This is a genomic window from Lacihabitans lacunae, assembly GCF_042649125.1.
GTDB lineage: Bacteria > Bacteroidota > Bacteroidia > Cytophagales > Spirosomataceae > Leadbetterella > Leadbetterella lacunae.
This window is the reverse complement of the sequence record NZ_JBHRYQ010000001.1, coordinates 1,452,540-1,467,954: the sequence shown is the minus strand read 5'-3', so window position 1 is coordinate 1,467,954 and position 15,415 is coordinate 1,452,540. Positions and strand designations below refer to the sequence as shown.

Here is a 15,415-nt window from a genome sequence, read left to right as displayed (position 1 = left end):
TTTATAATCGTTTAGAATCTTCTGTAACACTTGATTTTCTGTTTTGGCCTTTGTAAGTTGACTTACCAAAATTGTATGTAATTCTCGTCGAGAAAGCTCTGCTGCCTTGCTTGTTTATTACTTTCATATTGGTCTCGTTTATTTTTAAATTAAACTGACTAATGTTTGTGAAGAATATGTCGTTCATATTTAGCACAATGTTCCATTTGCCATCAAGAAAGCTCTTTTGTGCATTTGCATTTAAACTTTTGGTAGGTTTTGAAACAAATAGACCAGAATTAGAGCCAAAAGAATAAAAACCCGTCAGTTCTAATATTAATCCTTTGGGTAAACTGAAGGTATTTTGTCCATAAACGTAACCGTCTCTTCCTGATTGTTTTATGGGTTTTCCATTGTTTGAATATGTCTCCGAACCTACGTTTAGGTTTAAGTTAGCCAAGTAATTCCACCATTTGGTGACCTTGTCTGTATACGAGATATCCAAGCCCGTATTGGTACCATTTAGGTTTACTTGAACCCAACCTACAGATTTATAAACGGGGTTGTAAATCGTTATCTGAGAGGTCATGTTTTGGATATAAGCTGAAGTAAAAGCTATTTGAAATTTGTTTTTATAGGAATAGTTTAGCTCAGCTTTGTTTCTAATTCGGGGATATAGAAATGGATTGCCGATTGCATAGGTGTAAGGGTCAATCACATATGGAAAAGGATTAAGTTCCCAAACTGTGGGACGGCCAAGTTTTCGAGAGATTCCAAAACTCAGGCTGTTTTTTTCATTGATTGGATAGCTAAAGTTTATGCTTGGCAGCCAGTTGTAGTAATTTCTATTTACTGCTGAATCTGACTGCAAAGACTTGCCAACTGTTTGGGTGTTTTCTATTCTTAGGCCTGCCTCAAAACTTAATTTCTCAAAACTTCTGCTTGCTTGCACAAAGCCCATTCGGATGTTTTCATCAAATGCAAAGTCATTTGACCTTTCGTAGTCTTTCTTATAGTTTTCACTGACCATAGACTCGGCTTTAGTCATTTTGGCTATGAGTGTGTCATACGATATTTTGGCACTATTTGTTATTAAGTTAATTTTTCCTCCCGCTTCTATTTTCCAATGCTCAATTTTGGTGGTACTCCAAAGCAGGTTTACGGTTTTAAAGTTAGACCCCGAATAATTATCGTTTTTTTGAGCGGAAACATATGGCAGCAAATTTTCCTCATTTTTATATTCGGTCAGCAAATGCACGATGCCAGGTTTGGTTTTCTTAGAAAGACCCATTTCAACCACTAGTTCAGACACATCGGTTTTGTATTTATAACCCATCACTACGGTATTCACATTTGATTTTTCATAGGTGGTGGTGTTTGAAAATGAAAAAGGTTGTGGTTTACCTGCTAAACTAAATTCCACATCTGAGGTTTGCACGCCATCTGAAACAGATTGATCTCCCGAAAGTCGTAGGTCTATTGTCTGTTTTTTCGAAATCAAATATTCAACCCCGAAGTTATATGAAACTCCTTTTTGAGGTGAATTGAGGAAACTATTGAGTTTGTATGCGTCTTTTGTGTCTCCATTGTTTATGGTTCGGTCCTGAAACAAATATTGATACCAAAAGTTGTCATATTCGCTCACCTGAGTCGTGAAACCAAACTTTTTAGTTTTAAAGCTTAAGTTTCCGCCAACATTTTGGTTCAAAAAACCATTGTTTTCATAATAGACAAATGCCGATCCTTTTAGGCCCAGGGTTTTGTCTCTTTTTAGTTTAATATTGATAACTGTATTAAAAGCAGACTCGTATTTTACAGATGGATTTGATATTAACTCTATCGTTTCTATCATTTCTGGGCTTAAGGTTTTTAGGTAGTTTTTTTGTTGCATTTCGCTCATTTGTAGGTCTTTTCCATCAATTAGAATCTTTGGGCTAGTACCTCTAAATTTTATATTTCCAGCGTTGTCAACAAGCAAACCGGGAGATCTTTTCAATACGTCGAGTGCATGCTGAGAGGTTTTAAACATTTTGGAATCCACATTTACGATTGTCATGCCAAGTTTTTGTTCAAAAACCTGCTTGTCTGCTTTTACCACTACCTCACCTAATTGTTTTTCGTCATTGTTTAGAAAAAATTTACCAAGGTTTAAGTCTGCGTTTTCGAAGTTGATTTCATTTTTCTGTAGGTTTTGGTAGCCCAAAGAAGTTATTTTAAGGAAATAAGTACCAGCCTCTACACCTTTAATTTCAAACAAACCGACACTATCGCTCAAAGCGGCTTTGTAGAGTGAAGAGTCAGCACTTATATGTAGCGTAACGGTGGCAAATGGCACAGATTTTTCGGTATTTGTTTCAGATACTTTGCCTTTAATAGTTCCTTGGCCTAAGGCAGAAAATGTGAGTGTAAGTAAAAAATAAACCAAAAGTGGGATCGTGTTTTTCATTTAGTATATGTTTTTGTGAATCAAAATTGTGACATGCATTTTATGGTTTAAAAATATTTATACCAACGCACGTTTTTTTTAGATGAAATATAAATTGGTGGAATTTCATTTAACTTCCAATATTAATTTAAAAAAGCTATTTGTTGCCAATATTATTTTGAAATTGTATTGAAATCATGTGTTAAGAATGTACTTTTAATACAGAACTTTGCAAAGAAAATTAGACCAACATATCCCAATGCTCGACCAACGATTAGTTTTTTTTACGCGACTTTCAAAATGTATAGATTTTGTAAGAAAGCGGCTGTGGATGCAGGTGGTGTTGATTTTAATAATGTTTTTAGTTTTTCAATTTTATTTATTCTTTCTACTAAATAATAAAAACTACTATACAGGAGAATCAAGTTTTAAGTTTTCCCTTCTAAAAGATAGTTTATGGTTGCTGGGATACTTTTTAATTTATTTTATTTTTTTTAGACTTTTTCAAAATCGAAAATTCAAATTACTACTTATAACATTTATTGCATGGTTTTTTACGCTTCATAGCTATAGTGTTTATTTGGATTGTTTAGAATTCTGTGTGCAAAATGAACAATCTATTAAATTAAAAGCAAAAGGTCAAGTTGCAGTTGAGTGCGAAGTAAAAGATTCTTACGAATCAGATAATTTCTTTGCTCCGATTGTAAATGGTTATACATTATACTATTCTATTTTCGAATTTATAATGGTGTATGCTTTCCCTTTGTTTATATTATTTTGTTATCTAATGATTAAAGAAAATACTAAAAAAATAGAGGTAAAAAGAATTTCTAATAAATTGGAAATGAAAATATTAAATAACCAAATTAGTCCTCATTTCCTTTTTAATGGTCTAAACAATATTTACGGATTATTAATAAAAAACGATTCGACTTCAAAAGAATTTGTAACACAACTTCAAAGTCTTTTTAACTTTTCCTTTGATAATATTTCTAAAGAAAAAATACCTCTTTCAGATGAATTGAAATATATAGTAAATTATATAGAATTAGAAAATTTAAGGAGAAAAATTCCGATCATTGTTGAAATCGAAAATAGCAATATTGAAAATTTGGAAGTTGCACCTTTTCTTTTTTTTACTTTGATTGAAAATGCAATTAAACATGGCTTTAGCGACGAATTGAGCCAATCTAAGCTTTATATAAATTTAAGTAGAAATGGAAATACCATAAAATTTAATGTAGTGAATTCCAAAAGTAAAAGTGTTTCAATTAGGAAAAATATTGAAGGCGGTTTAGGTTTGAAAACTTTAAAAAGACGCTTAGAAATACTTTATCCTAACTCGACCTTAATTTTTAAAAATAATCTAGATTCTTATGAAGCAGAAATTGTATTACAATTATAATTTACTCTTAAAAGTAACATTTTGGATATTATATTATTTTTTTCATTTGAAATTTTGGGCAGATTCTGAAAACATTTTTAAAACTGGGTTTCTGTTTGTTTCATTTTGTTACAGTTTATTTATTTTTTTGGAGTGTAACCTGATATTGATTGTCTTTAAATTGGAATTTGATTTTTGGTTGAAAGCCATAGCTTTATTATTTATAATATTTTTAGGAGGAAATCTTGCAAAATTTGTAGGCATGTTTTCAATTAATTACGCACTACATAATTTAGACTTAGGCAACAGGGAAACTTATTATATGGATCCTTATTTTATTAATAATTCTTATTCCGAAATATTTCATGAAGTCCTAAATAAAATAAAAAGCAGAAGTACATTTTTCGTCCAATTTCATATTTTACCAATATCTTTTTACATGATATTATGGATAAAAAATGCGAGTAATGACCTTATTAATGCAGAATCAGAAAACAATGCTTTAAAACTGAAACTTCTAAAATCAAAAGTTAACCCGCAAATAGTTAACAAAGCATTTGATTATATTAAGTCAGAATCCTCTGAATTGGCACAACAAATGGTGCTCCGATTATCTTCCTTTTTAAGGTATTTGCTGTACGAATCTCAGAAAAATGTAAATACTATTGAAGCTGAACTAGACTTCTTAGTAAATTTCTTAGAAATAGCTGAACACGCTCTTGCAGGTCAAGTTGCCATAGATTATAAAATAAAAAAATCAGGTAATAATCAACACATTATGAAGTCCTTGGCATTGTATCCACTATTAAGTGAGGTTATAGAAAAAGCCAACAGTTTTGTGGATCTAAATATATTTTTAGAAAACCATTTGCTTACACTGAGGATTTCTTTTGATTTAAGAGAAGGAAACCAACTTTCGGATTTTGACATAGTTTTAATTAAAGAATTTGGAAACAATTTTGTTTTTCAGTTTTCGGAAGAGAATGATAAAAGGCATATCAATTTGGTAGTAGATTTTAATAAACCACAATATTTTCACAATGAAAACCTACAAATGCTTAATAGTTGAAGACGAGCCACTTGCTCACCAAGTACTGGAATCTTACATAGCCAAAGTGCCATTTTTGCAGCTTGTGGGACAGGCATATACGGCTTTTGAGGCTTATGAAAAACTTGCAGAACACCAGATTGACCTCATATTTTGTGACATTCAAATGCCGCTAGTGTCTGGTATTGAATTTTTGCGTTCTCTGCCTAATCGCCCGCAAGTGATAATAACCACTGCATTTAACGAATATGCCTTGGAGGGTTTCGACTTAGACGTTATAGATTATTTATTGAAGCCTATCGCTTTTGAGCGTTTTTTGAGAGCTATCCGGAAAATTAAAGACATAAATATTCAGAGATTTTCAGAAATGAAAAGTGAAACTCAACATGTAGAAAAAGGCGATTTAGAGAATTACGTTTTTGTAAAAGAAGATGGTAATTTTGTGAAAGTTATGTACGAGGATATTGTGTATATTGAAGGCATGAAAGACTATGTGAAGATTTTTACCACCACTAAAACAATCGTAAGTTACTTAACACTCAAAAAAATAGAAGATACTTTTCCAAAATCGTGTTTTATTCGAATTCATAAATCTTATTTTGTGAATATCAATAGAATATTGTCCATAAAAGGCAATATGATTGAAACAAATAACCAAACTCAAATACCCATAGGCATGCAATATCGCGAACAGGTATTTGAGAAAATCGGACCTTCAATTTTGTTAAGGTAAAAGGTTTATTTTTTTGTCATTGTAATATCAAAGAGACGCCTTCAAGTCTGCTATGGTTTTGGCTAGAGTCTCGCTTTTTGGGTTAAGTTTTAGAGCTACTTCGTAGTAGTGTATGGCCGTTTCTTTTTGATTGTTTTTGAGATAGGCCTCTGCCAAGCTGTCGTAACAGTTTGACGACTCAGGATACAAGTAAACATTAATAGAAAGGATAGAAATGGCCTCTTTTATCTGATTTCTCCCTAAAAAAATATAACCCATCGCGTTTAATTCTCCTTCAGCTTTTGAGATACCTTTTAGTACGTTAGCTAATCCTCTAAATGATACGTTTGGGTCAGTCAGAATTCCTTCTTTAAACCATTGGTCTACTTGGCTAAATGCCGCATAGTTTGGAGAATATGCTTTATTTTTTAAAATTTGTAATAAGTCTTTTTCTAAAGAAACCACGGGGAACTCTACGATCCTGTTTAGCTCTTTTCCGTCTTTTAAAATAATAAAAGTTGCCACCCTGTATATCCCTTTCCCTATTTCTTGATGTTCGGGGCTTTGTTTGTAGGTTTCGGGGGCATTGTCTACGGCTATTATTTCTATTTGGGTGGACTTAAAACCGGCGGTTTCTAATGTTTTGATAAATCTCGGCAGCTCCCTTTGGGTATCTCTGCACCAAGTCCCCATAAAAATCTGAACCGATACTTTTTTCTTCGGTATTTGCTTTAATTGTTCTATTGTAGCAGCGTTTGGAACGTATTTTTCATGGGCGGCATTAAACCATTCACCAAATGGTGCCTCACTAAGCTTACTTATGGTGGTTTGACCTAAAAGCTTAGGGGCTGTTTGCGAAAATACAAAAAAGGGGAATAATAAAAGGATAATTGTTTTCATATCAAATTGGTTTAGTTTTCTAAAACCCAAAGTTGATTAGAATACAAAGGTGTGTGTGTTAATTGCTTGTTAATGAGTGTGTTAATTTGTGTTAATGACGTGGCTTGAAAAAGAAAGGGCAAACTCTTTCGAATCTGCCTTTCTATAAAAATACTATTTATTGGAGTATTCTATTTTATCTGTTTTTCTTCAACTGTATTTACAAATAGTACATTTGAAAGATTCTCGTAACCTTGGAAGGTCTCAATTCCGAAACGCTTCACAGCTTCTTCTATAAATCCAAGTATAATCAAATCCGCACCTTGCGATCGCTCGTTTATGTGGGTTCGGGTGTCTTTGTCTGAGTCTCTCGAAATAAACTCCACATTGTTCATCGAGATAGGTAACTGTCCGTTTTCTATCAGTTCTTCAAATTTACGTCTGTCTTCTATCATGCTTTCTTGTGGTACCAAAGAATACACCTTTATGTGCCCGTTTTTCCAATCGCTGTGACCCGAAATAATGTAGGCCATCAATATCATCAGATTGGCATTGGTGAAGTCACTTTTAGTAATCCAAACGTGAATTTCTCGCATGAAGCCATATTGTTTTTCTGAAAGATTCAGAATGCAAACATCCAGCTTAGCTGATTTTATGATTTTCAGGTTTTCTATAACACTCGCTATTTCATGCGGCTTTGAGGGTGTGTTTTCAAAAATAAGCAAGTTGTTTTCTGTTCCTGAGATACTCGGAAGTTGTATGACGGCATTTATCGAATGCTCAAATTTTCTGTTAATCAGCGTGTCTACATATACTTTGCTTCTGCTGTCATTCGCCATTTTTATTAGGCGTTTGTGCAGCACTTGTGTTTCGTCATTGGCTATTTTTGAAAGATAACCGTCTACGTGGTGGATAAAGGTACCGAAACCATATTTGTCAGAAACCCACTTTATCAGGTTGAAACTATCTATTCGAGTAAACGAATTTGAACTTAAACATACTGCTGATGGTCTCCAACTTTTGCTGTCTTCTTTTTCGGTTTTTTGTAGAAAAACGTGAAGCCTCCTCGTCAGCTGGAAAATCACTCCTTGGAATATAATCGCCATGTTTTTCTTGTCTTTGTTAGAATAGTCTATTGCAAAATATAAAGCCACAATAAACAATATAGACATGAGTGCGTAAGCGGGATTCATGAAAAACATGAGCCCAAAACAGGCTACAGCACCAAAGAGCGAAATAAACCACTTCGACTTAAACCTCGGTCTATAAGATGGATCGCCCGCAAAATGCTGCAAAAATGAGATCAAACACAAAGAACCATAGGTCACCATAAAAAACATGGAAATAATTTCGGCTACGGCATCTAAAGCACCTGCCATAATAAATCCTAAAGCTAAAATTACCGTTATCAAAGTTGCATTAAAGGGTTCGTCTTCTTTGCCACGTCCTATAGATAGCCAATGGTTTAGCTTTTTGAATGGAATCATGTTGTCTCTCGCTATGGCCTGTAAGGTCCGTGGAGCCACCATGATAGAGCCAAGGGCTGATGAAATAGTAGCCGCTGCTAGGCCGATAGGAATTAACCACCAACCTTGCACGGCGATGTCAGACATCACCAGTCTGGAGGTATCTGCCAAAACCTCATGTGAAGCCGAAGCGTCCAGTTTTATGGCGATGAAAATATAGATGATCATCCCGATTACAGTCGCAGATAGGGTACCGAGTGGAATAGATTTACCCGGATTTTTTAGGTCGCCCGAGAGTCCGACTCCGGCGGTCATACCCGTAAATGCTGGAAAAATGATGGCAAAGACCGTAAAAAGTGAAACGTTATCAAGAGGAGGGTGCTCTATTTTTGTTATTTCGGCAGAAACCGGACTTCCCATAAAAAACGCCACCATGGCCACAATTAAAGTTGCCACCACTATGTAGAGGGCTTTTACACCTAGTTCAGCACCTTTCCAAAGTACTATAGCAGTAAGCATAACTAGTGCAGGAATTGCGATTAATTGCTTTTGGTTAAGGAGCCATTCGGCCCAAGGTACAAAGTTGTAATGCTCAAAGAGATAATTAAAAACAGGCTTAAAGGCTTCTGTAAATGCTATAATGTAAAAAGCTACGCTAATGCCTTGTGAAAGATAAAGTGCTACTCCGATTGTGGAGCCAATTACCAAGCCAAATGATCGGGAAATTATGTAATACTCGCCTCCTCCTTCTACTTTTGAGTTGGTGGCTATTTCGGCAATCGCCATGGCAGTAGGAATGGTTACCGCGTGCCCAATAATGATTAAGATAATGGTGCCCCAAAGCCCAACTGTGCCTACTGCATATCCAAACCTAAGGAACATAACGGCACCTAAAATGGTAGAAATAGCGGTAAAAAAAACTGGGGCAGTACCGAATTTTTTGACTTGATTTAGCTCCATAGTTTTTCATCCTTGTTTGTTTAAAACAGGGGATAGTTTATTTTTAATGATATTTTAAGCAATTACCAATGGTATTACGGCAGTTATAATTTATGTAACAATGATTAGCTTTAAACCTCAATTAGGTCAATAATAGTGAATATGTGAAATTTTTAAGAATAAAAGAAATGAGGGAATTCCTTTTTTATGCATTTTGAGGTAATTCAATATTATTGTATTAAAATATTAAATTCTGCTTTGAACCAAAAAAATACCTTCGAAGACTCTTACAAATTAATTAGGAATGCAAAGAATTAAAGCTAGCTTAGTTTCATTGGACAAAAAAAAGAAGATTCTATCAAATTTAAAAAAAACAATTCCCTTTCATGGATAAGTAAATTTTAAAATTAGAATCTTCTAAAAAAAAGAAATGGAAGTTCAATTAAATACCGCCTCTGCGTAAGCACGCATGTGTATGGTATTAAAATAGATTCCCATTAATGGGTGATTTACCAAAAGTTTTTCAAAATTTGATTTTGTGATACTTAAAACCTCACTTGGCTCAATGGCCGAAATACCAAATTCCGCTTTCGAATTATCTAAAAAAGCGTGGTATTCAGTTATCCACCACCTTTTTAAAGCATAAAAAATCGTATTTTGGTTTTGGTAAACGTCATTGAAATACAAATGTAGACAACCTTTATTTACAAAATAATACTTGCTGACGTTGTGTCCTTCTTCTAATATTTGAGCTCTTTCCTCGAAATATTCGAGTTCAAAAAAAGACATTATTTCTTCTATTTCTTCTTCTAAAGAAGGAACAAGCTTAATGATATGTTTGCTCAATTGATCTGACATAGTAGTATTTGACTATAGTTTTAACTTTATTTTTATAAAATGGGAGAACTTCGAATTCTCCCATTCTATCCTTAATTCAATGTTATTTCAGCGGTTAGGGCTTCGTTGGTTCTCTTTTTCTCCGCTTTCATTTTCTTTTTACCTGAGATCTTATTTTGAATTTTGTCTACTATTAAATAAACAGTAGGTACCAAAAACAAGGTGAGTAAAAACGAAGAAAGTAAACCTCCAATAAGTACCCATGCCATGCCATTTTTAAATTCTGAACCCGAACTGCTAGACAATGCCAAAGGCAGCATTCCTAACACCATAGCAAAAGTGGTCATGATGATGGGTCTCAATCTTTCTTTCCCAGCTTCTATTAGTGCCTCTGTAACGTTTCTACCTTCATTTTTTAACTGATTTGCAAAATCTACAATCAATATTCCGTTTTTGGTTACGAGACCCAGCAGCATGATCATACCAATGATACTGAATATAGTGAGTTGGTTCATGGTTAATGCCAAAGCTAAAAGTGCCCCGATTAAAGCTACTGGAATAGAGAAAATTACGACAAAAGGATATACGAGGCTTTCGTAAAGTGCCACCATGATCATATAAACCAATACTACACCTATTAGCAAAGCAAACCCTAAACTGCTAAAAGCATCACCTTGGTTTTTTGCTTCACCCTGAAAAGTTATTTCTACTCCTTGTGGTAACTTTAGCTTTGATATTTCGGTTTTTATATCTGTTACTATATCCCCAGAAGGTCTACCTACGGCTGCTGAAGATATCGTAATGGAGTTTTGTCTGTTGGTTCTTTCCAAAATATTTTGACTTAAAACGGTCTCCACCGTTGCCACTTGGCTTAGTTTGTATATCTCGCCTTTTGTGCTGGTGATAGAAAGATTTTTTATAGCATCAAGGTCTTGTTTGTCTGAGTTTTTGAGTGCTACTTCAATGTTATATGTGTCTTCTCCTTCCGAAAATTCGATTGTGTTGTTTCCACTAAATGCCAACTGTATAGACTGTGCTACATCTGGAAGAGTAAGTCCTAAGTCAGAGATTTTGTCTCTGTTTGGGCTAACTTTTATTTGCTTTATAGCACCTTTCGTACTAAAACGTATATAGTCGGTTCCGGCTGTTTTTGTCATAGCATTTTTTACGGCCACGGATGCTTTGTATACACTGTCAATGTTTAAGCCTTTAACTACAAGCTGAATAGGGGAGCTCACGTTTCCGGTTATTCCTGTTGGTAATGAAGTTGCTTGTAAGCCGGGTATTTTTTCTATTTCATTTCTAGCAAACACCCCAAACATATCCGTATTAAGCTTTCTTTCGTTTTTATCTACCAAACTTACACTTATTTCTGCAAGGTTAGAGGCATTGCCTTTGGCACCGGTTTGAGTTCCTACTAAGGTATATATTCTTTTTACTTCGGGTTTTGAAAGTAGAAATTCTTCGGCTTGCTTTACTAATAAGTTAGTTTGGTATAAAGGCATGTCGGCTTGTGTTTCTAACTGAATTGTAAGTTCGCCTCGGTCGCTGCTACCAGCAAAGGATGCCCCAATAAATCCATTAGGGACTAATGAAATAGCCGCAAATAAAAGTGATACTACTAATATTAATAAGTATCTTTTGTTAGAAAGTACCCATCTTAGAAGTTTCCCATATCTTTCTTTTACACTATTCAGCACTTGTTCGAATCCTAAAATTATTCTTCCCCAAAGGTTTGAATTGGTAAGGTGTGTCAATTTTGCAAACTTAGCGGCTAAAAGTGGGGTAAGCGTAAATGCAACCAAAAGGCTCATAAGGGTAGAAACTACGACTACTACTGCAAATTCTTCAAGAATGTGTCCAATAAGGCCACCAGCAAAAGCCATAGGCAAGAAAACCACAACGTCTACCAAAGTAATGGCCACAGCTGTAAAGCCTATTTCGTTACGTCCATCGAGGGCCGCTTGCTCCTTGGTTTTACCCATTTCGAGGTGCCTAAATATATTTTCTAAAACCACTATACTGTCATCTACCAAAATACCTACTACTAACGAAAGTGCCATTAGAGTCATCAGATTGAGTGAATAACCCAATATATACATGATAATAAATGTAGGAATCATAGCCGAAGGCAAAGCGATAAGTACGAAAAATGAACTTCGAATACTGTGTAAGAAAAGCAGCATTACAAAGCCAACTATCAGGATAGATAAGAGTAAGTCGTGAATAACCGAATCTGCCGAATTAAGGGTATACACTGACTGGTCAGAAGCAATTTGGTAGTCGAACCCACTTGAAGAATAGGTAGTTTTTAGGTTAGCTAGTTCTTCCTTTACAAGTTTACTTACTTCTACAGCATTGGCATCGTTGGTCTTAAAGATTTGTATGCCTATACCTTGTACACCATTTATTCGGTTCAAAGTGCTTATTTCACCTTGGGCTTCGCCAATAGTTGCTACGTCAGAAAGCAAAATTCGGCTTCCTTGACCGTTGTCTCTAATAACTATGTTTGGTAATGTTTTTATATCCGAAAAATTAGCATCGAGCGATATCGCCAGTCTCTCGTTTAAGCTTTCTACATCTCCAGCTGGAAAAGAGATATTGTTTAAAGCTATGATTTGGTAAACTTGTTTGGGCGAAAGTTTATATGCCTGTAACATGTCGTTGTTCAACAAAATCTTTATCTCTTTAGGTTGGCCACCAATGATATTTATTTGTCCCACACCTTTTTGATTACTCAGTTTAGGTTTTATTTCTTTATCAATGAGTTGATAAAGATCCGCATCAGAGAGTTTGGCTGTTGCCGAAATATTTAAAATTGCGATATTGTCTGTACTAAATCTGTTTACAATTGGGTCGTTTACATCAATAGGCAAAGTGCTTTTAATCTGATTTATTTTTCGTTCAATGTCTTGCTGAGCCAATATGTCGTCAACACCAGATTTTAAAACTACTACAATAGAGGAGGCGTTTTGTAAAGAACTTGAAGTAATTATATCAATACCTTCTACTGTGCTTATGGCGTCCTCTATGGGTTTGGTTACTTTGGTTTGAATCTCGTCTGGTGAAGCACCAGGGTATACGGTCTGGATGTTAATAACTCCTGCCGAAAACGAAGGTAATAAGTTGTAGTTAAGGTTATTATATCCTATTACTCCAAACAGTATCAAAGCCACAAAGGCCGTGATAATAAGGAGTGGGCGTTTTATTGAAATTTCTGTTAATGACATGGCTAATTATTTTACGATGTTAATAATACTACCTTCTTTGAGGTTTATTTGGCCGTTAATTATGACTGATTCTCCAGCGGAAATGCCGCTTAGTACTTCCACTTGATCGTTTGAAATGGTACCTATTTGTATAGCTTTTCCTTTCGCTTTACCGTTTTGGTTTACATATACAAAAGGTTCAGCACGGTCTACCACTAAGGCTGATTTTGGTATTATTAGAGCATCTCTGTCTGCATTCGCTTTAAAGGAAATGGCTACATCTGTACCTGCTTTTAAAGCCGAGCCTTGATTTTGTGTTATTAAGAAATCAATTTGGTAGTTGTGATTTATGTCTGAATTTGGGCTTATGAAAATCACTTTACCTATTAATGCCATTTCTGGAAAAACAGCTGAACTTATTTTAGCAGTTTGACCCAGTTTTAGTTTATAGGCCACACTTTGGTTTACATAGGCTGTGGCTTTCATTGTATTTATGTTTGTAATCGTAGCTATCAGCACTCCGGGGTTGGTAAATTCACCAGCGTTTAGTTTTTTGTTAGATATAGTGCCACTAATTGGTGCCACTATCTGCATATTCGCAATCTGTTGTTTTATTAAATCTATTTGTACTTGTGCGGCTTCGAATGTGTTTTTGGCGTTTTCGAGTGTATTTATACTGTTTTCATAGGAGTTTTTGGCGTTAAGCATATTGGTTTCTAAACCTGCTTTATTGACGAATAAGTCTTGTGCCCTTTCATAATCGGTTAGCAGTTTTTTAGTATTTATTTCTGCTGATCGTTTGTTTACTTCTGCAGTTTTTAAGTTTACTAAAGCTGACTTTAAGTTTATTTTTAGCAATTCAGCGTCTATTTGGCCAAGAACTTGGCCTTTTGTGACCTTGTCACCCAAGTTTATTTTAAGGCCTTTAATTATTCCACTAGATTGAGAAGTTAAATTGGCTTCTTCAAAAGGCTTTAAAAGTGCCGGGAAACTTTGGTTTTGCGACAAAACACCTAAGGTTACCGTTGTTACATTTACCGATACGGGTACTTGTGTGCGGTCAACTGGTTTTTTGCTTTCGTTTATTTTTTGTTTGTTTGAATATAGGGTAAATGCCATTCCAAACAGCAATACAGCCATAATTCCTATTGGAAAAATTAGCTTCTTTCTTGAAGTTTTATTATTTTCTTTCATTTTCTTTTTTAATTTAATTCTGATATATATGAGGTAATGGTACCTTGTGATTTTTGGTAATTTAGATTGCTAATCATTAAATTATAAATACTGCTGAGATAGTTACTTTGGGCGTTTTTGTAAGCGGTATCGTCGTTTAAATAGTCTGACAGATTTGCAGTTCCTTTGCCATATTGAAACTCACTCACGTCTCCGATTTTCCTTGCCAAATCCATATTTTCTTTACTGCTTAAGTAGTTGCTATATGCTGTAGATATGCTTGTTTTAGCGTTTTCGAACTTAAGTTTTAAGTTTTCTTTATTTATCTCGTCGTTGCGTTTGGCGTTGTTTAAAACGAGCTGCTGTTCTTTCATTTGGCTGTATCTTTTAAAACCAGTTGAAAGTGGTAAATTGATAGATACACCTACGTAAGAGAAATTATTCCAATTAGAAAATGCCGTTGAAAAACTATTGTTTAGGGCTTGGGTTCCAATTTTGGCCACTGCCGATACTGTTGGTAAAAATGAGGACTGTGTGCTCTTTAAACTTATTTTTTGGAGCATATAGTTGGTTTCACTTATTTTGTTTTCTACCAATTGATGTACCGAAAGATTATCGTTTAGGCTTTTAAGAATATATTTCGAAAAATCGATATCTACGTTAATGTCTATGGTGTTTTCTATTGAAATACCCATAGAGTTTTTTAGATTATTTAAGGCCATTTTTTCTTTTACTTTGGCATCTTCAATCTGGTAGTTGGTGCTATTTAATGAAACCTTAATTCGGTCTAAATCTTTTTCTAAAATCAAACCATTTTTAAGCTGATTTTTCAATATTTCCAGAAGCTCTACCGACTTGGCTTTATTTATTTCTAGATTTTTTAGTTGTTCTCTCATAATTAACACCTGAAAATACGCTACTGAGGTATTATAGATAATTGCTTCTTTATTTTGTTCTTTTTGAAGTTCATTTAACTCCGCGTAGGGCTTGCTTGCTTTTATGCCCTGCATCTTAGACATATCGAATATAGTTTGGTTAATATCCACTACTGCTTGAGTGTTAAACTGAGTGCCAAACTGTACCACAGTAGCTTCTGGCCCAAAAACTCCTGCCGGAATAATGGTTTTCTGCAGATTAAGGTTGTCAATTATAGTAGCTGATGAGGTTACTTGTGGCAAGTATCCTGAAAGACTTTGCTTGGCCTTTTGATTCGCAATCTCAACCTGATTTTGATATATGCCCAAAGATGGGTGATGCTCTAAACTGAAGGCAATGCTCTCTTTGAGGGAGTAAACAGTCTGTGCCGAAAGTGCGGTAGGCAGACTAAGTAATAAAATAAAATATGTTAATTGTCGCATTTGTGT

Annotated in this window: 10 protein-coding genes; 3 read left to right on the top strand and 7 right to left on the bottom strand. The window is 34.8% G+C overall.

All coding sequences use genetic code 11. The features are described from left to right. Position 1: 1 nt before the first annotated feature. Entirely contained in the window at positions 2-2,425 is a 2,424-nt protein-coding gene (locus ACFOOI_RS06380) for a TonB-dependent receptor domain-containing protein (protein WP_379836266.1), read from the bottom strand. Positions 2,426-2,633: 208 nt separating this feature from the next. Between ACFOOI_RS06380 and ACFOOI_RS06375 the strand changes: the two genes are divergently transcribed. The 3 genes from ACFOOI_RS06375 (at position 2,634) to ACFOOI_RS06365 (ending at position 5,569) form a co-directional block, all read left to right on the top strand. Next, positions 2,634-3,809: a sensor histidine kinase gene (locus ACFOOI_RS06375; RefSeq protein WP_379836264.1), complete on the top strand. Its 1,176-nt coding sequence runs from the start codon at positions 2,634-2,636 to the stop codon at positions 3,807-3,809. Between the two features lie 418 nt (positions 3,810-4,227). Beyond that, positions 4,228-4,857, top strand: a complete 630-nt coding sequence (locus ACFOOI_RS06370; RefSeq protein ID WP_379836262.1) for a histidine kinase — start codon at positions 4,228-4,230, stop codon at positions 4,855-4,857. Further along, positions 4,829-5,569, top strand: a complete 741-nt coding sequence (locus tag ACFOOI_RS06365) for a LytR/AlgR family response regulator transcription factor (RefSeq protein ID WP_379836260.1) — start codon at positions 4,829-4,831, stop codon at positions 5,567-5,569. The genes ACFOOI_RS06370 and ACFOOI_RS06365 overlap by 29 nt, the downstream gene beginning before the upstream one ends. 27 nt (positions 5,570-5,596) lie before the next feature. On the opposite strand, the gene ACFOOI_RS06360 is transcribed toward ACFOOI_RS06365, so the two are convergent. The 6 genes from ACFOOI_RS06360 to ACFOOI_RS06335 all read right to left on the bottom strand — a co-directional run bounded on the left by ACFOOI_RS06360 (position 5,597) and on the right by ACFOOI_RS06335 (position 15,409). Further along, positions 5,597-6,448 carry a tetratricopeptide repeat protein gene (locus ACFOOI_RS06360; protein ID WP_379836258.1) on the bottom strand — a complete coding sequence of 284 codons (852 nt, stop codon included), beginning with the start codon at positions 6,446-6,448 and terminating at the stop codon, positions 5,597-5,599. A 170-nt stretch (positions 6,449-6,618) separates the two neighbouring features. After that, complete coding sequence (locus ACFOOI_RS06355) at positions 6,619-8,853, bottom strand: amino acid permease (RefSeq protein ID WP_379836256.1); 2,235 nt, start codon at positions 8,851-8,853, stop codon at positions 6,619-6,621. A 417-nt stretch (positions 8,854-9,270) separates the two neighbouring features. Continuing rightward, complete coding sequence (locus tag ACFOOI_RS06350) at positions 9,271-9,690, bottom strand: Crp/Fnr family transcriptional regulator (RefSeq protein ID WP_379836254.1); 420 nt, start codon at positions 9,688-9,690, stop codon at positions 9,271-9,273. Positions 9,691-9,761: 71 nt separating this feature from the next. Then, a complete protein-coding gene (locus ACFOOI_RS06345; protein ID WP_379836252.1) occupies positions 9,762-12,899 on the bottom strand; it encodes an efflux RND transporter permease subunit in 3,138 nt (1,045 codons plus the stop codon). 6 nt (positions 12,900-12,905) lie between these two features. Beyond that, positions 12,906-14,072, bottom strand: coding sequence for an efflux RND transporter periplasmic adaptor subunit (locus ACFOOI_RS06340; RefSeq protein WP_379836250.1), 1,167 nt, complete (start codon positions 14,070-14,072; stop codon positions 12,906-12,908). Between the two features lie 8 nt (positions 14,073-14,080). Beyond that, the gene (locus tag ACFOOI_RS06335; protein ID WP_379836248.1) at positions 14,081-15,409 is read right to left on the bottom strand and encodes a TolC family protein; all 1,329 of its coding nucleotides are present in this window, start codon (positions 15,407-15,409) and stop codon (positions 14,081-14,083) included. Positions 15,410-15,415 lie beyond the last annotated feature (6 nt).